This is a genomic window from Thaumasiovibrio subtropicus (genome assembly GCF_019703835.1).
Lineage (GTDB): Bacteria > Pseudomonadota > Gammaproteobacteria > Enterobacterales > Vibrionaceae > Thaumasiovibrio > Thaumasiovibrio subtropicus.
Genome location: NZ_AP023055.1, coordinates 1,294,315 through 1,314,952 on the forward strand (window position 1 = coordinate 1,294,315; position 20,638 = coordinate 1,314,952).

10 protein-coding genes are annotated in these 20,638 nt (G+C 42.7%); all 10 read right to left on the reverse strand.

The features are described 5' to 3' along the window. Window positions 1-298: 298 nt before the first annotated feature. Window positions 299-3,220 carry an alkaline phosphatase family protein gene (locus tag TSUB_RS22270; RefSeq protein WP_087018703.1) on the reverse strand — a complete coding sequence of 974 codons (2,922 nt, stop codon included), beginning with the start codon at window positions 3,218-3,220 and terminating at the stop codon, window positions 299-301. Window positions 3,221-3,387: 167 nt separating this feature from the next. Beyond that, complete coding sequence (locus TSUB_RS22275; RefSeq protein WP_221274605.1) at window positions 3,388-5,577, reverse strand: hypothetical protein; 2,190 nt, start codon at window positions 5,575-5,577, stop codon at window positions 3,388-3,390. Continuing rightward, the gene (locus TSUB_RS22280) at window positions 5,574-8,126 is read right to left on the reverse strand and encodes an OmpA family protein (RefSeq protein WP_221274606.1); all 2,553 of its coding nucleotides are present in this window, start codon (window positions 8,124-8,126) and stop codon (window positions 5,574-5,576) included. The genes TSUB_RS22275 and TSUB_RS22280 overlap by 4 nt, the downstream gene beginning before the upstream one ends. Continuing rightward, the gene (locus TSUB_RS22285) at window positions 8,123-9,412 is read right to left on the reverse strand and encodes a hypothetical protein (protein ID WP_221274607.1); all 1,290 of its coding nucleotides are present in this window, start codon (window positions 9,410-9,412) and stop codon (window positions 8,123-8,125) included. The genes TSUB_RS22280 and TSUB_RS22285 overlap by 4 nt, the downstream gene beginning before the upstream one ends. 9 nt (window positions 9,413-9,421) lie before the next feature. Next, on the reverse strand, window positions 9,422-14,347 hold the full coding sequence (locus tag TSUB_RS22290; RefSeq protein ID WP_087020781.1) for an RHS repeat-associated core domain-containing protein: 4,926 nt from the start codon (window positions 14,345-14,347) through the stop codon (window positions 9,422-9,424). A 374-nt stretch (window positions 14,348-14,721) separates the two neighbouring features. Next, window positions 14,722-14,913, reverse strand: a complete 192-nt coding sequence (locus TSUB_RS22295) for a hypothetical protein (protein WP_087020778.1) — start codon at window positions 14,911-14,913, stop codon at window positions 14,722-14,724. A gap of 8 nt (window positions 14,914-14,921) precedes the next feature. Next, window positions 14,922-16,127 carry a leucine-rich repeat domain-containing protein gene (locus TSUB_RS22300; RefSeq protein ID WP_221274608.1) on the reverse strand — a complete coding sequence of 402 codons (1,206 nt, stop codon included), beginning with the start codon at window positions 16,125-16,127 and terminating at the stop codon, window positions 14,922-14,924. 506 nt (window positions 16,128-16,633) lie between these two features. Next, window positions 16,634-16,825, reverse strand: coding sequence for a hypothetical protein (locus TSUB_RS22305; RefSeq protein ID WP_159064873.1), 192 nt, complete (start codon window positions 16,823-16,825; stop codon window positions 16,634-16,636). Window positions 16,826-16,833: 8 nt separating this feature from the next. Beyond that, window positions 16,834-17,877: a leucine-rich repeat domain-containing protein gene (locus TSUB_RS22310; protein ID WP_221274609.1), complete on the reverse strand. Its 1,044-nt coding sequence runs from the start codon at window positions 17,875-17,877 to the stop codon at window positions 16,834-16,836. A 59-nt stretch (window positions 17,878-17,936) separates the two neighbouring features. After that, window positions 17,937-20,621 carry a hypothetical protein gene (locus tag TSUB_RS22315; protein WP_221274610.1) on the reverse strand — a complete coding sequence of 895 codons (2,685 nt, stop codon included), beginning with the start codon at window positions 20,619-20,621 and terminating at the stop codon, window positions 17,937-17,939. Between the last annotated feature and the right edge of the window lie 17 nt (window positions 20,622-20,638).

Below are 20,638 nucleotides of genomic sequence, written 5' to 3' on the forward strand. Positions count from 1 at the left end.
CTATATATTGGTGTTATGGTATTGAAGCGATTGAACAATACACGTTAATGTTCATTAATATACTACAACCTGAAAAGCATTTAACTGACCTACTGGTAATTTCCTTCAAATTGCGTCCAACCTCAAAACCTCAAAATCATTCTTTCACAATAAAACATGGATTAATCGAACGGCTGCACCGGAAAAATATTCGAACCTGTTAAGCTTAATTAAGAATTCCCGTCTGAAACTTTTTATGCGTTTTTATCAATTCTAAAATGTAAAGAGCCGCGCAATCGCGCGGCTTCTACCTTCTCTCCTATTCTTCACTTTCTAAGAGAGTGTTCAACAAAGACGGATATCCCCAATAGTTTTCGCCTACCTTCACCGCCTCACCCGTTAAGTATTCATAAAGCGTAGGTGCAAGTGAACCGTTAGCAGAAATTGACAGTGTCCCTTGTGCATCCATAACAGGCGCCCCCCAAAAACCAATGAAGGCATCCTTTTCAAGATAATGCTCCCCGGCATGACGGCCCGGCACCTTCGTATTAAAGCCGACGCCTTGCTTTGGAAAGAGGTTAACGGTGCCAGCGCGTTCTTCATGGTAGAGCGCAACAATTTGATTGATCGCATCAGGTTTTGCACTCCAGCGGGTAAGCGCTTGCCATTCATCACGATGACACCAAGTCGTCACCTTATCTTGCTCTGCCGCCATACATTGCGCGATTCGACGCCGATTTTCGGTTGCACTTTCTTCGGTCGGCGCCATTAGGTAACGATTGGCCTGTTGTATTTCTAGCAATACGGGCGATTCATTCGGATGCGATACTGAGCGATAGTGCACGCGATCGCCTAGTTGTGTCACTAACTCATGATGAAGCTTTTCACCGCGATATCCTACCAAACGCACCTCACAATATGACGATGTACAAGCACTTTCTCTCACCACAAGGTAATCTAAGGTATCCTGCAACTGTTGGCTAATTTCTGCTATCAGGTCAATGGCCTGACTTTTATTTGTCGCACTGATTGGTCGCCAACGAGTAAGCTCGTGATAAACCGGTTGCGTCTCCCATCCATCATCTGCATTAAAGAAATCAAACATCAAATTACCACCTGCCGTAGAAGCCACCACCACATCAATGTTTTGCATACTCGGTGGATTCAAGGCATGGGTGATCTTTGGCCCTTCTCCCTCATCTGACGATATTTTCTTGACGACGATAGGGTAGCCGTAAGTCTGCTCTAAGTGTTCAAATACCGATTTTTCTGGGTTCAAAGTAACATACACAGGGGCTAAGCCATGATCCCCGGCCATGCCCCACAATGTTTGCGGATAGACGCCGGCCTGCTGATACACATTTGTCACCTCGCTGAGCCAATAATCCAAGCGATTTAGCTCACCCGTTGGCGCGATAATTTCATCGGCAAATGGCCCTGTAAAGTGGGCAAAGTGATCAGGCCAAGGATTATAGATCAAGGTGTAATCCGGCATGCCTTTGATCGACAGTTCGGCAAGCTGGTTTAAATCCTCTTTGATCAGTTGCTTTTGGCTCGACTTAGTGAGGAACAACCAAGCGCTCGTTTGTTCATACTCTGCTATCGCAACTTGTAATTTATCTCTCAGTGCCTGTGCTTTTTTCTCTGCATCACTTCGCCATTGCAACTCTCGCAAGCAACGCATTTCGCCAAAATCACGCTGCGCTTCGCCTGCACCTAGGTTTACTAGCGCATCATAGCTGGTGTGGGCATGCCAATCATATTGCGCATTGCAGTTAAGTGTATTGAGGTGGTCAAGGCGCTCAAACATGGTAGGAACACGGTTTTGGGCAAGTAACCTATCTAACGCTAGGGCATCATTCCCAAAAAAGTAATAGGCGCGATCTTCAGGTCGCGATACAAAATGAAAATTTGGGATCCCCGTCCCTTCCTCACCAGCCACCGATGCCCCCGTTTTGGCAATCGGCAAATTACGCACCGAAATAGTGGGTGTACTTGCAATACCTACTGGCGCAATGGCGTGACGATAATCTTGGTAGAGGAACTTAAAGAAAGGCAAGTATCGCGAATCTTTCAACCATGCGTGGTGAAGCTCGTCTTGATTAGCAAAGGCTTCTAGCGTCTGCCTTAATTGAAACCCTTTCGGTGTTGCGTACTCAGGAAACCTTGCTTGAAGAGATAGGCCATCGAGATGATCTTGGTATACCGCAGACCAAAATGGATGCTGTGCAGAAACCAACCCTTCCAACAGACCCTGCTGCAAGCCATCTACCACGATTTGCACCGCGAGCGGACGCGTGCTTTGCTGGGCTAAGTAGTCCGCTAAACCGAGCGGATCATCATCAAGCTGCTCCGCCATCCATGACGCAAGTCGCTCCACTCGCGCTTCATGCAGCACAAACTGCCGATAACTCTTTAGTACATTTAAACGTACAAAGTCGATGAGTGTAATGGTCAACGCTTCCGCTTTATTATTCACGATCCCCGCGCGTTCAGGTTGCCCATCAGCGACGATAGCAGAAACGGTACTGCGCATATCCCCCGGTGCCATACCCGATTCAAGTTGGGTTAAAAAACCAACTACGATGGGCTGTATCTTTCGAATAAGCGCCCAATCTTGCGGCGTATCGGCCAAATAGGTGTACTGATTTGGTAACTGATCGTGCTTTCGCCACGCATCAATCTCGACGAGGGCATCGTAAACCACGACCAAAGAGGCAATAAACTCTCGGTTGACGTTGATCCCACCATGATGATGGCTTTCATCCGCCAGCGGTTGAGTGGTTAATGTGGTCTTGGTGGCGAGTCGAAATAGCGTGTGTTGCCATTCCCGAAGATCTGACACCGGATACTTCTCTAGTAAATGCGATTTAAACGCATCACTTTGCTCAATACCACCATAACGGTCATAGAAGGTATAGAGAAAATAACCCAACGGGATTGAATAATTAGGATTGGATAACTGAGCCACAACCCGTGCCTTTGTCGCCGCATCCAAAGGCAGCGTTAAGATATAGGCATCGAGAGATAACCCGGCAATCGTAAAAAGGCTCGCATCACGGGTTGTTTTTGTGGAAAGTGTCAAACCTTCAAATATATGACGATGTAACAAGTCAGTGGTATTGACAATTCCACCCACTACTGGCGTAGAACGGACAGATTGCTCTGCCTGCACCGGATTAGAAAACAGTGAAACACCCACAAGGGTTGCCAATACGCAACAACGAAACTGCCTCTTCATAATCGACTCATCCAATGAATTTAAGGCAGTGTAAGATGTTGATTAAAAACGCGCAATGATAGAGCTAGCAGAAAAGAACGAAAAGCGTTTTGAGCTGTTTTTGATCTCGGTTCCGTTTCCATTGTAGTCAAACGATAGTTAGTCCTAAAGACCAACTATCCTTCAAATTAGTCTCTAGCGCTTATCCACCGATTAATGACCTGTGCTTGTTTTTGAGTATCGTTGGATTCAACCGCCTCTAGCCAACGATTTAGATACTCTAATCGACTATCTTTAACCGAATTCTCCGGTAGCGCATCTAACCTCAGTTTATCGTCGTCACTATAAGAAACCCAGTTAGCTGCTGGTGTCGAACTCGAGTAGGGGTTTAGTCTAATCGTCAATGACTTACCTTTATTTAACCCGCTACCTTCGACTGAAGCTATACTAAATACAATATTGCTTAGTGCATTCACTCCCGGTGTAACAAAAGTGTTAGAACCACCAGCTCTATCCCAGTGTGCGCTATGAAGTGGTCTAAAGCCTTGAGATTTACTTCCGCACACATTTCTAAATTCAAGGTCAGCAATCGCGACAAAAATATCTCGCTTTTTCTTGGATCCCTTCATCAGGTAAGACATAAAGAGACCATCTTCATTAGATATGGCATCTTTGATTTCCTGCCAAGAAGCACTTATCTTCGTGTTTTCGGTAAACTTATAGTCAGATCCCGATTTCTCGATAGTTCCTATCTTTACAAGCTGATTCAAGTTATCGAGAGTATATTCATTACCAACCGAGCTCTTAATCTTTGACTTAATCGTCATCCAGTTAGGATCAAAGCCTACATTCTCAATCGCTTTATCCCTACCTTCAGAGTGCTTAGATGCAACAATCACCATCGCACTTACTGGTTTTTGCCAATCTAACCCCTCTACATTAATCAGGCCGCTATTTTCTAAGCTTAGCTTTCCAGTTTGCCAGCCAGCTATAGAAGTAGCAAAGTTTCTGTGGTTATCTGCCTGTGATCCTGTATTAAGATCGCTGCCACTTTGCTTTAACAAAAATGCAATATTAGGATCTTCAACATATTCAGGTGAACTTTTGCTTGTAAAATTAGCATTCTCCAAAAAGCTCTTTTCTATAAACAGCCCATCATCAAAAACAATATTGCTCTTATCGTCTATTGGATAGTTTCTATTTGGGTCTAATGATAGCTGGAAGGTATAGACAGGGAGTTCTATATGGACATCATAATATGGATTATAATTCGACTCCATATCATAAGTTACCTTAGACTTTATTGTCTTAGCCGTGGTAGGAAAAACTTCATAATAGTATCGCATTATTTCACGAGGAGACTTAGATCCAGAACTCGAATCTTCGAACATATCCACGAGGCCATCCGTTAGCTTGGCCATCGGTCGAGTTCCACGGAAGACATTTCGGCCAAAACTATAAGCAGGGTAAATAATAGTTCCAAATATACTGGTATTTTGATCAAATCGTCGATTGACAGCTTCCTTTTCACTCGCAGTGAGTTTGCTTCTATCTAACTTATAAACATACTCTGTAGTGGGATTCGCCTCGTAACTACCAAACGTTGTCTCTCTCACTGCTCTCGCGGAAATAGGCAGTGTTAACGCTAAGTCTTTCTTGATGCATTGCGCAATCTCAGGCCTTTCTTTATTTACTACCACTAAGATACGTACCTGATCAAACGGCGACAATACACCTTGCCTATCCGGTCTCTCGAGATACTTAGCTAGTGGTTGCCATGCACTGTCATCACTTGAGCCTCTAGGCCTGACCGAGATCTCTTTATGAAGAAAAACAGGTATTCTGGAGTTAGTGTCAACAAACGTTGGCAAATTATCTACAAACATATTCTCAAGTACTTCTTCTCCTTGCTGTTCAGCAATAGAATAATGTACTGGAAAAAATTGCCTAAAACGATTTCCTTTCTCAATATGACTTTTCGTTTCATCATACATTTTTAGTTGGTGTAACGTTAACTCTGAGCCATAAATATCGGCAGTCACACTCGTTAAACCTTCAACACCACCTCGATTAAGCGAATTCTTCATTTCCAACCATGCTTGATCCAAATGGACAGCATAATAGTTGTTACTGATATCCCACTGATCATTTAAAAGGTAGTATCTTATGTAACCTAAGATATCAAAATCCAGATCGACTTTTGTTTGCGTTACCTCAGGTACATAGCCAGTGCCTGAGTAATCATAAGAGTATAAGAAACCATCCTGTCCGATCTTTTTTCGATGAATTAGCCTTACTAAACCAATTAAAGCAACATTACGTTTTATATAAGCTTTCTTTATAAACAACGAATCACGCGTAAAGTACTCATTGCTCAAATACAACCCTTGAGCAGCAACACTTTTTCGGAAAATTCTTTAACTGTTTTCTTATCAGCCAATCCACTAGGATCATCGTACTGTTCAAAGACTTCTGCACCGGATACGATCATATCCCCTATAGTCACTAGACTATAAGCTGTAAATAATAGTGGGTGACTCGCAGCAAATAAACTCAAAAGGCTCTTTGAACCAGAGATAAGCGCTTCATTTTGCGTAATTTCACACGTCAACAACTGTGCATACTTTTCTTGCATGGAATAGATGCCTGAACGACATGGCGGGAACTGAAAATATGTTCCTAGATTAAATATTACATCTACTCTTCGATTTTTCTCGCGTTCAGAGTGGGGATACTTTTGTCTTCCATGGCCCCAACCTGTCTCCATCATATAGTGCTGCCATGAAGAATCAGACAATTTTTCTATCAGCATATTTGATACGGCAGCAGCTCTTTTACGCGACAGTTCAATGTTGTAACCGCTTTCACCCCAGTCACAAGCAAAACCCTCTACCTTAATCGGAATCGGTCCTAACGATTCAAGTAAGTCCACCAGTTGAGATAAATACTGTTGATTTCCCCATCCTAGATCAGGCTTATCTAATTCAAAGTAGACCGGCACACAGAGCTCTATCAACCCTTTCTCAGATGTTGAGTTTTGTTCTATCATTTCCTCAGCGATAGACAAAGAGAGTGCCGCTGCTAAATCACTCTTAGCACGGCCAATTTTTAGCATGTCCTCGTTCAATAAATCGGGATCGTATCCTATGGTCTGAACGTTATAGCTATAGTCCGCAACCAGTTCATTATAAGTGGTATTTATTTCACTCGCTTTATCCTGAGCTTTAGCATATCGCGCAAAATGATAAATAGCTTCACCGGCATCAATAAGAGTATCGACAGTACCCGCATGGGTACCGATAAACTGATTAAATCGGCCAATTTGATCCATAAAAGCGCGCGCTTTACCCGTGATCACCATACCATTGATATCATTGCCCATCTCTTGGAACATGCGGGACATATATTGATAAGCTCGTGTCTCGCCAATCGTATCCTTGACCTTGTTACCACCGGATAACGCGAGACCCAGTACATTGTCGATCCCGTTTTCAAGGGTCAATCCAAGACCTACCATGTCATCTAGATCCTGTAGATACTTACCCACATTATTACGTATGCCAATTACACCCAGCACTAAATCTGTTGTATTTCCATCTTCCCACTGGGGGAACTTATTTAATGCAATATTCGCAAGGCCCGTTAATGATACTCGACCAATACCTCGTGAGCTCACTAAGACTGTTGATTTATAAATCGCATCTTCCGTAATAATCGGGTGCAATACTGCGGCTGGTGTTTTTGACTCCAACGTCATTAAACTAGGTGTCTTTCGCTTTTTTGCCTCAGCAATGACATGCTTAAACATCTGCGGATAACTATTTAATAATACCTCTTCAGCACTAACAGGATCCCCATTAACTAGAGAGAAGCGACCGATAGGTGTGCAGATAGGAAAGTGCAATACTTGTTCTACAAAGGTATATGATGCTGGCCCGCCTTTATTTAAAAAACTACTTGCTAAACGATTTTCCTCATCAAGTTCCACAGTAAATCGTACATACTGCGATTTAGTTGGAAAGGCAAAAGGAAGAGGCGTATCAAGAAAAAAAGAGGCGTGGAACATCTCCAACTGAGTGTCTTCATAGTCGTCTGACTTGTCTCCCGGTGCTTTAAAGGACTTCTTCTCTACAACACTTATGTTTGACTTAGACTCACCCTCTTCAGGAATCCCTATTAAAGACACTTCTGTTGGTAAATCCGATACAGTGACTTTCGCCCCTTCGAATATGTCTGAAGAAAAATTCAGCACAACAACACTCGCATAAGGAACTTTAACCACATCAAACGTAATTTTTCCTGCCTCTTTCCATTCTCGGTAACTCGTTTTGTAATGTTGCCAGTAAGCTAAGCCGTTGTGCTCGTTACTCTTTGCAACAACCTCTTCTGCGCTCACCTCATCTGGGTTAAGTAGGCTATCAATATGAACTTGCTCTACTTTCAGAGGGAAGTCATGCGAGGGATCCGCCGCATGCTTTCCAACTACTTGGCTGACATTATCTAGCCATTGTTCCTTATCTGTTGCAACTGCAAACGGTATGATTGCCGCAGGAAAAAAATGCCCTTTCACCGTTTCATTGCTCTCGTAAAAGCGAGAAGCTGCAACTTCGCTGCCACGCATTAAGTCTGGTTGCAAGTTATTAGTATCATCATCCGCGTTATTGCTACTGCCGACACGACTAATACGGTGCAACATACCATTGCTGTCTGTGTAAGCTATCTGATATTTGGACTCACTGTTGCCTGATTCAAGTGCATCACTATCGCCCTGTCCTTCTATCTCGCCACTCTTTTGTTCATCCTCATTATCTTCTAATTTCAACAACAAAGTATAATCAGCCAACGGCTGTAAAAATCCACCTATGTACTCGCCTTTATGATTGACAGGCGCGTTCATCAAATAAACGCCATCAAACTTCGTCATCATTCCTCCTTCCCCATCAACCGCAATTTTGCTTGCTCAAGTTCTTCATAAGTAGGCAAAGAAGGGAATGCTATATTAAAATCTAGTTCGTCAACGCTATCCGATAGATTCGGCGGCAGCCAATACATTCGTCGACCTACCGTTTTCCCATCAAATTCAATTCTAACTATTTGATATTTAAGTGGGGATGACTCATTGTTTGCACGATGACGAATAAGAGATGTTGATGATCGAATAATAAAGCGATTGTTTTTGTTAACTAGAATTGGCCGCAGTGAATTAACTCGGCTAACTTTCTCAAATGGCAATATATTTTCATAGAGGAAAATGTCACCCAGTTGGTCTTCATAGTCGTGACTCACATGATCATAACCTTTCTCACAAGTAAAATATTTTTTGTCTATAGTATAATAAAGTTCACGCTTGCATCCATCAGGATAGTAATCATCTATTTTTACCAGCTCAAATGTAGTTGCATCAAATATCGCATAGCGACCTTTTGAAGGATCGAGAAATGGCCGCGTTTTGGCGTATTCTTCTGTGAAGTACATTATAAAATGATTTTCATCTGGCGAAAGATAACCGCCTGATTGACCATGCAGACCCTCCACTCCATTAAGTTCATGAGAACGTACCAACCGGCCTAGAGCAACGTCAAAGTAGCCGATAACATCCGTTCCAACAATGTAGGCACGTTTACTATCTTTCGTCCACTGCACACCACAACCCAATCTGCGAGAGAGTATTATTTTTTCTCGTGTTTTCAGATTCATCATCTGACAATCGCCACCAATCACTCCTCCATGCTCAGTCGTAGAAATTAATATATGGCTTCCATCTGGTGAACGCGATATTGTACCGTTAAAGTATATATCCGCTTCATCCTTGTGAATCAGGATTTTCATATCAGAGCCATCGAGGTTAGCAGTCCAATAGTGGCCATCATGGTAGAACATCATTTGTGGCATTGTATATTCGTCATCCCAAGCGGCCATTTCAGGCTCTGCTGGGGATACCGTATCAATATCAATCGACCATCCCTTAAGATCTCTTCTTACAATCCACTCTAGATAACTCTCATATTCAGGATCTTCCCTTCCTCCGAGAATGACTCTTAGCGAGGATACGCTTGTCACATCCTCTTGCACAGCTTCAGCGTTAGCTTCAAGTACATCAATTTCTTCTGTTAGTGTATTGTTTTCAGCCTGGAGTGTATCGTCCTGCATAAACGCCGCAATCAAAACCAGTAAAGCAATAACTCCACCACCAACCCACTCAGTTTTTTTCATTTTTTATCCCTACCCACCGAATAAATGATTGAATGCTTGATTTTTACGATCTTGATATGCATCTATGTCTTCTTGTGTGACTGCACCGGCAGTCGTTTCTGGTTCAACTTCCGTTGCTTGTTGATCTTCAGTCATCTCACTGTACGTTTTATCTGTAAAAAGCAATTCCCTATCTTCAAATGAGTTACCGTTAATGAGATAAAGGCTAAATAAGCCATCGTCTGGAATCCCAATAAACCGCCCTTCCAAATAAAGCGGTTTTCTTGTGCTTTGATACAGATGAATCGCTTTTCGCCATTCACTGTTTTTATCTACCAACAAAGCCACTTGATTACGAGGTACATCTTCATCCCACTCAACCGAGGCGCCAATTTCAACTTGAACTCGCAATCCCGCATTGTGCCCATCCACATAGCCATAAACGGTGTTGGTATCATCGACATGGTCGAGGATCTCTTCTATGTCGGTTAACCACGGCATGTCATCGCCATCAGAGATGGGTAGCACTTTGGATTGCGCGGTATGAATGTGCTCACCTTCACTGAAGCCTTTCTCACCGCTGTATTGGGCGATTTCATCCAGCGGGACCGATTTCTTGTAGAGCAACTCTTGGTCGCCTTCGAACTTACTAATTTGATCAAAGGTCAACTGATCGGGCGTAAACAGCACCCGGAAGCCGTTCTCTCCGGTCTGCGCTTCACCCTCAATTTTGTAAGGCACCCAAAACTGCTCTTGACCAAAACCGTGCGCTTGGCGAAGGATAGGTTTACCGAGGTGATCTGTGTTTAAATCACTGTTTTCATCACCTTCGGCATCACTTTGCTGCGCGTTCTCTGCTTGTTCAGCTTCGGCGCTGTCGCTTGGCGTGCTTTCTGATCCTTCAGATCCCCCGCCTTGCTCTTCGCGATATTTCACTATGTTGATATCGCGGTAGCAGCCAAACTTATCGACGGCAAGCTCGCGCCATAACTCCTCTTTCCAAAACAGATAGACATAACCACCGCGTAAATCCGCCGCGTTGTCTTTAGTTTTGTCTTTGTCGCGATAGGCTAGGAGTCGCACTGGCACCATGACGGTGGGCCACTCCTCTTGCTCTTCGCCTTCATCCACTGGTGTAATGCCTTCCGCCAGTTTCAACTTCATCGGCTCACCATGCGCTTCAAATGGAATGGTGAGATACAGATCTTTCGGCTCATTCTCCACACATTCAAAGGTATTAAGGCTGCGGTGCGTCGCCGTTTGATCGATGATTGGGCGCGATTTTTGCTCTTCTTGGGCGCTGGTTGCCTCTAAAGTCAAATGTTCTGAATGGGGGGCAGGCTTACCCGCCACTTCCACCACCACTTTAAATGCAGGCTTCTTGAGCTTGGCTTTGCTGTAATCGGGCTCGGGTAAATCGGGCATCCAACACGCGTTATCGAGCCAGCTGTCACCGCCGAGCTCGTTGCCCATTGCATCACGCTCGACATTGTTATGATTGTCGCCATTGAAGTTGCCCCCATTCACATTGGTGCCATCTTCACGGCTACAGCTCATCCCGAGTGGGTCAATCCATTGCACGGGGTTAGGTGCATACTGATAGAGATTTACCCCCCCTTTGACACCAATCGGATCAGGCTGAATAAAGCGTCCACACAAAGGGTCGTAATAGCGGGTTAAGTTGTAATGCAGCCCACTCTCTTCATCAAAGTACTGACCTTGAAAGCGCAATGGGTTGTAAATGGTCTCGAGTTCTACAGTAACTTCACCCCAAGTGGTATACCGCGCACGCCACACTTCTTTGCCCTTGGTATCCACCAGCGCGATCGGCGCACCCACTTGGTTACAGCGATAAAGATATAATTGGTCATCTTCGATGAGAAGCAGCGGAATAAAGGTTCCGGGCAAGTACACATACCAACGGTAACGGCCATCACGTTGTTCACCAATGAGGTGATTTCCTTCCCAGAAATAGTCTATCGTGCCGTGCTCACTGATTTTGCGCGAACGACGGCCGAGTGCATCATACTGGTACTCGGTCAGCGAGCGGTTGTTATTGAGGCTAATCAGTTGGTTAAGGGCATTGAATATGCGGTGTTGCTCGCCTTTCGGGGAGCTTTGATAACATTGATTACCATGTCCATCGTAGGCAAAGCGGTAGTCTGCCCATGCCGTTAGGCGATCTCCTTGGTACTCAGCGTCTTTGCGATTGCCATAGCTGTTCAAGGGGTAAGTGATCTCGTTGTCGCCCGCTAACTCACGGCAGATCTGTCCGACATTGTCATAGTGATATTCCGCGCTGCCATGGACACTGTCTTCTACATGGCTAAGTCGGTGCTGCGCATCAAACTCATAACTTCTGGCATGTTGCGGCCACTGCTGAGCGACAAGGCGGCTTAAACCATCAAAGATACGTTGCTCGGTATTGTGGGTATTACGACCATGCAACGTGGAAATCTCATTCACCCTGCCCAGTTCGTCGTAACCCAAATTGACTTGTTGTTCGTTATCGAGAGTGATGGCGATGAGTTGCCCAACGTCGTTATAGGCAAGATGGCACTGCTGGCCATCAGGAAAACGCTGCACGGAACATAAACCACGTTCATCATATTCATATTGAATGTGACGGCCATGCTGCCAGACATTTTCAGGCATACCATTACGGTGATAACTGACCACAACGGTTTGATGCGCATTGGTGGCAGTAGATAGACGACCAGCGACATCATAGCGATACTGTTGCTCAACATAAGCATTCGCATTGCTCGCACGCACTTGCGTGACACGGCCATTCGCATTGTACTCGAGCTTGATTTGCTGCTCTGCTTGATAAATCTGCACAGGACGACCGCAAGGATCGTACTCATAGCGGGTAAAGCTACCCGATTTGTCTTTTTGCTCTGCGACTCGCCCTTCCGGTGTCCAGCTGAACGCAAAACCATGACCATCACTGCGCTCAATACTGACCATCTGCCGTGATTTGTCATAAGAGAAATGCAGCTCACTATCATCAGGGCGAGCAATGATTTCTGGCTGGGCAAATTCACCCCACACCAATTGACATCCACGTTGGCCATCCAAAACGAAACCACTGACCCGCCCTGCACTGTCATAACGATACTCGTGGCAACGCATCACGTCGCCCATATCTTCATGACGCAGGGTGTATTTCACCAATTGGCCAACGTCATTGTGGCCCATTTCCGCGATACTGCCATCGGCATAGGCGATGGCATCCAATTGACCGCGCGCGTTGTAATGATAACGCTGTAATACGTTGTCTTTCCGAAACGCGACAGGTTGGCCTGCACTGTTCCACCACCAATGTGCTTTGTTACCCGTTGGGTAACTCACCTCTTTCACCCGGCCTTTGGGATCGTAATGATAGTAAGTCACCCGCCCATCAGGCTCTGCACTGTGAGTCAGCAAGCCCAAAGAGTTATAGTGATTGCGCCATGTCTGTTTTGCCGGGTTGGTTAATGCTACACACTGCCCTAAGGCATTGTACGCAAACTCATAAACATGATTATCTGGGCGGATTTCAGAAACAAGCTGGCCATAGCGATTGTATTGATAGAGGGTTTGGTTGCCGCACGGGTCGCGCTCAACGGTTTTTTGCTGAAACTCATTATATTCGTAATACCAGACGTTTCCTTCCGGCGTGAGTAACTGGCTTAAGTTACCTTCGTCGTCATGTACAAACTGCCATAAATGATCTTGTGCATCGCGGTAGTTTGACTCTTTGCCATTAAAGCTAAAGCGATAATCGTAATAGCCATCATCACTGTGCTGGCGTACACATTTCGCTTGCTCGGCATCCCCTTCCCAAACAAAGTGGTGGTTTAATCCACTGGCACGTTGACGCAGCATAATCAAATGATCGTCGCGGTAGCTGTAGCGCTCTTTTTCACCTCGGCCATTAACCGCCGAGATCAGGTGACCATCACTATCGTACTCGTATTCGACCAGCGTTGGCGCATGTTGTAATGAAGGTGCAGGACGAAGAATTTTAACCAACTCGCCATCACGATTATATTTTACCCAAAGTTGCTCGGCACCATTTTGGATTACGGCTATTAGCTTCGCCGCCAAGGAGTATTTAAAGTCGAGTTGTACCGCTTGCGGGAAACGAAGCTGAATACAGCACCAGCTTTTATGAATATGCGCAAACTTAAGCTGCCGCCCATCGCGTAATGTGATCAACCAGTGTCCGCCAACATGGTGATGCATACTGGCACCGGCACGACGTTGATAGCTAACCGCACCCGGATCAACCGCTTCAAACTCCATCGGATTACCTTGATTATCGGTAAAAATCCAATGGGTGATCTCTTCTTTATCGTTGCGTTTTTCCTCAAGGCGATAATCAAAACCATGTCGCCAGCCACGCCCCATACCTGTGTCATCGCTGCAGCGCGATGAGCGATAGCGTCGCTGCCAATAGAGGTCCGTGCCTGGGATCAACACATCGTCACAGGTTAATAACTCTTCACCATTGAACATGGCAACAGGGTCGCCCCCAGTCGCCGCATTGTCGGTATTAAAGCTATTCCCATCATTCGAGACGCTATTTCCCCCTCGCCCGCCGCTTTTACCGCTACTTTGTTGCCGAGCAGGTAAAGGTGGCCGAGGTGGCATTTCTACCGTCGAGTTTTCACCCACCGCCGATTGAATCACTACCTTAGGTAAGTAACTGGCATAGAGTTGCTGATTGAGCAGCCCATGGGCAACCAAGTCATCCGTTGCTAACGAACTGACAAACGGCACATCAAGCAGCTTCTCTTCATCGATCCACGCCGCGATATTCTCTAGATCACGTTCACTATCGACCAGTTGATCAATGAACTCTTTCGCCTCAAAGTAATCTTTGAAGGTCTTATGATCGACACTATAGCTATCTGTAAAGCGATATCGCTCGCCTTTTTTATCTGCTACGTCGATAACATTGAGTGACATGGCTTATGCCGCCTCCCATCCAAATAACGCACCGCTCTGATACCCTCTATCAGAGCGGATAATTTTGTATGCTTAAAAGTTAAAAATTGTCTAAACAAGAGATTCTAATGACCTTCACCAAGGACAAAATCCATTCTGTTTCATCGTCGAAAGTAAAATGGAGGTATGACGCATGAAAATGTAGGCCAGTACTAAAAGTGCCAAATAAATGCGATCAACATCAAATAGGAAACCATTATTGACTTAAACAACAATAGAGACAGAGAAATTCAGACCATATTCACGATGGTTGCTCTAGCCGACTAAGACAACGTCGAAACTAAAGTAACGTCCTCGCTGGTATATTCATCAATTAGTTAAAAGTAGCACTCGCGCTATTCATCGTTTTCTGAGTCATCTTCCTCGTAAGTCAATATCGCGTGGAGAGTAATGATCACGAAGACGACAATACTCAATAGATAAACGTAGGCATGAAGGCCCCACTCATCTTTGCTTAGATGTTCATAAGCAGCAAATCCAAACGTGAGGATGATAGATAAGCTGCACACTAGCCTCATTGTATTCATTGCAATTCCTATTGTAAGGGTGGTAACGTCCCTTTGGATGAGAGTTGATATAGCGCATTATCTAAATTAGTGTACTTTTTTAGTGCAGGGGTATTTGTATTTAGATAGACAGTACAGTATTTCAGATTGCTTAGAGTAGATACATCAATCTCTTGAATTGGATTGTTATATAAGGAGAGCTCTTTTAGATTCGTTAAGTTAGAAATACCAGAAATACTCGTTATTTTCGCATCATCAAGGTACAACTCTTCTAAATTAACGAGTTTCGATAGTTCACTCAGTGTTGAAACGTTAGAACCAAAAATATTAACCTCGCGAAGATTCTTCAGACCCGAAATTGGCTTCAAACTATCTATCTCAGATTCTCTCACTTCTAATCTTGTCAAATTAGTAAGAGATTCAATTCCATTTAAACTTTTAATTTCCGTGTCCAATAAGTATAAGTTTTCTAATGCAATATTTTCGCTAAGAAAGCCAAGATCATCCGATTTAACGCCGGAAAGTAGAAGTGTAACTAGTTCATTAGGCAGCTTAATCCCGATTACACTATCTACCTTATTCATATATAAATACTCAAGTTTAGTATTTATAGAGTAGTCACAGTTTGTTAGCCCTTTTATACTTGGTAGTGAAAGAAAGATCAAATTGTTTATGCCACAATGCTCATCCTTGAGCTCACCTCTATAATTTGCCAAATTTAAGACCTCAAGATTCTCATTCGGGATACCATCTATTTTAATACCTCCCCGTAAACGCAAATATTTCAAATTTGAAGACTGATAAAGATTATAAATTCTAGCTCTATTTTTTCTATTTTCACTTGCCACAAGAATACGATTAAGTAAGCCTTCAATTGGTAGATATATTTCGTCTATTTTGCGTACTAAGACCCTCAAGTCCTGTAGTTTATTATTTAACCTTAAATCTAAAGATCCCACTTCTGATGTCAGACCAGAAACATCTAGAAATTCCATATTGCGAAATTTGGAGAAATCAGGTAGAGAATTAGTTCCTTGAGGGTTAATACCAGCCACTATCACTTCTCCTCTTCTATTCACCACATACACATCATGACTATTTCCTGCCATGTTTATTTTATAGTTTTTATTGTCCGTTTCGCTCAAAAATGCATACGTTGCACTGCTACTTTCCAAGTCATTTTTTTCCGATGTTTCATCGAGCCTCCTGAGAAAAATGTCTTCTTCATTAATCAAATAGTAAACCGACCTATCCAACCCTTTATAATACATCTCAATGTATTCTATTTCCTCAGAAGAAAATGGTAGTTCTTCAGACGTTTTAAAATTAAAAGAAAACGCCTCGACTGATATTAGTAAAAAGTGAAAAACAAAAACTACGCATTGTCACCTCCAATATTTACTGGATTGAAGTAATAATGAATTGAATCAAAAAGGTATCTTTTCGGCATTGGGCTATCTGCATCAAGCGTAAGTTGACCACTTTCAACGAGTACTGAAAACCTTCGAGCACTTTCTTTGCTTAAGTCACAGAGTGTTGCACTCTCCAACGCAACATACAAAGGTACTGCAGCTGTCGCCAACAAAGTTGTTGGAGATAGATAGAAGTATGGCTAATTGCAACGGCTGGGAAAGTGAGATCAAGGTCCTTCGATAGTTACTTTAGCAGAGCAAGACAACGTCGAAACTAAAGTAACGTCTTCGCTGGTATATTCATCAATTAGTTAAAAGTAGCACTCGCGCTATTCATCGTTTTCCGAGTCATCTTCCTCGTAAGTCAATATTGCGTGAGCAAACATGATCACGGCTAAAGCAATGCCTGAAATTGCGACATAAGCATGTATACCCCAATCATCTTTACTTAAATGCTCATAGCAAAAAAAACCAAACGAAATCAAGATAGATAAACTGCACGCAGTCCTCATTATATTCATTGTAAGTCCTATTGAAGAGGTGGTAAGGTCCCTCTGGATGAGAGTTGGTACAATGCTTCGTCTAAGTTAGGATACTTTTTTAGTGCTTGTGTATTAGTATCCATACTAACGTAACAAAACTTCAGTTGTTCCAGCGTCGATACATCTATCTCTCTTATCGGGTTATCATATAGCCTCAATTTTTTGAGATGAACTAGCTTGGGAATACCAGAAAGATGCGTAATATTCGCACCATCAAGGTATAGCTCTTCCAAATTGACTAATTCAGATAGGTCATTGAGTGTTGAAACGTTAGAGTCTTGAATATTGATAACACGAAGATACTGTAGTCTTGAAAGCGGTTTTAAGTTGTCTATTTTCGACTCTCTCACTTCCAATCTAGACAAATTAGTAAGATATTCGGCCCCTTTTAAACTTTTAACTTCTGTGTCCAGTAAGTATAGATTTTCTAGTGCTATATTTTTACTGAGAAAGTCAATATCATTTGATTTAATGTCAGACATTTGAAGTGTAACTAGAGATTTAGGTAATTTAATATCGATTACACTATTTACCTTGTTCATATAAAAATACTTAAGTTTAGTATTTACTGAATAGTCACAATTTTTTAAAACCCCTTCTCGTGGCAACGAAAGAAAAATAAGATTATCTAGACCACAGTGCCTATCCTCTAAATTCCCTCTATAGAAGTTCAAACTCAAAAACTCCAAACTATTCGGTAGATCCCCCCCAAATTTAATGTCTCCTTGCAAATGTAGATACTTTAAACTACCGAGATTGCCAATGTTATCCATATCACTTCTAACTGAAGTAGAAACATGTATTCGACTCAGTGAGCTATCATTTGGGAGAAGTATGTCACTTATAGAGTGTACCATTACTTTCAATTCTTGTAGATTAGAATTTAATTTTAAGTCTAAATTATCAACACTTGATGTCAAACCGATAATCTCTAAGAATTTCATATTAGAGAGTTGTGAAAAATCAGGGAGTGTATCAAGATTTATAGGATTAATCCCAGCCGCTATAACACTACCATTTTTATCAACCATATAGATATCATGAGTATCTCCTGACATATTTATATTATAGTGCCTTCCAGGCTTTTCCTTCAAAAAGCAAAAGTCATATACTTTTTATTGAAATTATGTGACTCAAATGGAGCTTCCAATTTTTTAAAAGAAACATCCTCGCCGACTATTAAATAGTAAGCAGTTCGATCTAAGCCCTCATAATATGACTCTATATAACTAACCTCATTTGATAAAGTAGGGAGGTCTTCAGGTCTCTTGATGTCGGCTGAAAGTACACTAAATGATATAATGAATAGAAATAAAACTAGAATACTATGCATCAGTATCTCCACTTTTACTGGATTAAAATAGTAATGTAAAGAGTCTAGATCACTTCTCAGTGGCATTAAATGATTCTTATCAACGGTTAACTGGCCACTTTCCATAAGTGCTGAAAACTCCGTATATTTATCTTTTCTAAATTCATATATTTGTATGAGATTATTAACATACTTAGGCGATGAAAAGCCCCAATAACTGGCACTATCATCCAGGTTATCCTTGGTATTAAAGTAGGCAGGGTAGTAAGTAACCACATCTCTAACGTAATGCGTGTCATACTGCGACTGGGAGCCAAAATTATGAGTAATAGAGAATTTTCGTCTATGCAGGTCATCTTCAGGCATGGTGACGGCTTTTGCTATTTCCTCCACAGAGTCATAGAGTGACGTCGCACTTTCTAACTCAACATACAAAGGCACTACAGCTCGCCAAGAAAGCTGTTGGAGACGGATGGATGTACGACTAATCGCAACGGTAGGAATAACGTCTTCGGTATCGATAGAAGGGCGTCTGCTAAGTACTTCACTATACTCATACACTTTTTCTATCAACTCTATATGATTTTTACAGTTTAATCGGGTGTTACTTTTGTACCCTTTGAAAGGGTTAAGATCGATAACTAACGACATATCCTCTTGCGACAAAAGCCGGCTTGTTATACTCAGACTATTTTTCTCAACCAAGCATTTTGACCAGTACCCATACTCTTCGAGCAGCTTTTGAGGCGGCTCTATTTTCTCTTCAAATGCGCTCCAAATCCCTTCTAGCCTTAGCTGTTCACTTGATTTAAAGTAGCTTCGTATGACTGGAATCAAATCATACGCTAACCAAAATACGTTTATCGCTGTGCCGACAATAATCATCGCAAAGCCAAGTACTGGCATTGCAGAACCCGCAGCAGAAGCTGACGATACTACTTTTTGCCTGACTATAAACAAGCCTACTGCTGATGCAAGACTACCCATCGCTTCAACACCTGACCTCGCGGCGGCTAGCATATCATTGTTGCGATAATGATCGACCATATCATAAATAGCCACAGCACCAGCAGCAAAACCAATGTACATACTTAAACGATCCGCATTGCTCGCTAACGTGCTCATTAAGCCACGATTCAGTTTATTAAACCTCGTCGCACTAAAGTAACCCCAGACACTCATTGATGAGTTAAATACAGAAGTCGCAGAAATAAACACACCGGATAGAGCGTTTACTACTTCCCAATAGGTTTTGTGATCATCCCAACCCTCTTTTTCTGCCTTTTCCCAAGCAGCCATTAGGGTTTGTGCTGAGTAAACAAAATTATAACTCGCATATAAGCCTCGGATAATTGCGGATCCCGTCCGTAAGGACGTTCGCTCAGTCTGAATACGGTCACTGGTATCCCAATCGAATTTATCGAATACACTCTTGTTAGCACCGTTACTTAACTTTCTCTCAAGGTCAAGGTGAAAGTTCCTTACAAATTTACCAAACGTTCCTTTCGATTCGCCAAAGACTCGGTTATCTATCTTACTATTTCCTGTCAGTGATAGGCTTCGAGCCAACTCATTTACCGCTTGCTGATATCCATCTACCAAAGCCCCGTTGATAACTTTAAGCGATATGAAAAATAGCTTTATATGGCTCAATGGTTTGAATCTTAATTCATTATAAATTTTATTTGTTATCTGGCCTTGGTAGCATGCGAGAACGACCTGCAATAGACCCGGTGCACCAGCCCCCGGAATCAACTGCCCTAACATTGGTTTTATGAGGTCATCGTAATGCTTGAATATTGTACTCGAAGTTGTCTTGGGAACTCCGGTAGTTGAACTATCACTCAGAGTATCTTTTTGCTCTTGAATGAAGTCGTACACGTCTCCTTGAACTAATCTTATAAACTCTCGAGTAAATTCATCTGGCAAATCATGCGCTAAAAGTTCATCTAACCCATACTTAAGATCATTGTTCCAAATTTGATCGCAATATTCTTGAACCTTAGACAACTCTGCGTAGCATTTTGCTAATGATTTGAAGATATCTTCCCAGTTATCTTCTTTCACCATGTAGGGCCCGGGAGGAATCACGCCATCACTCTCTCCGGAAATATTCTCTTTATAGTGCTCTATATAGTGTTCAAGTTCAGCTATAAATGCTGGCGAAGTAATTAACTCATAAACTTTTTTTGCACTCGATAGCACAGCCCGCTTTGGTAGGTATAAGTCTGTACCTAATGGTGGTCTTTCGATGTAATCCGTCACTTTATCTCTTAACGAGACCACTTCAACAAGCAAATCCTCTCTTCGCTTTAACTCATCATCTAGATGATCATCACCACCGACTGCGCCGCAGTCGAATAAAGAACGGCAGATGTCTGGATTTAAGTTTCTCGTATATTCCTTTGAAGATTGATAAGGAAAGTTAATGTGGTTTCCGAGAAACTTTTCCATCATCATCAAGTTAGTGACCTTTTTTT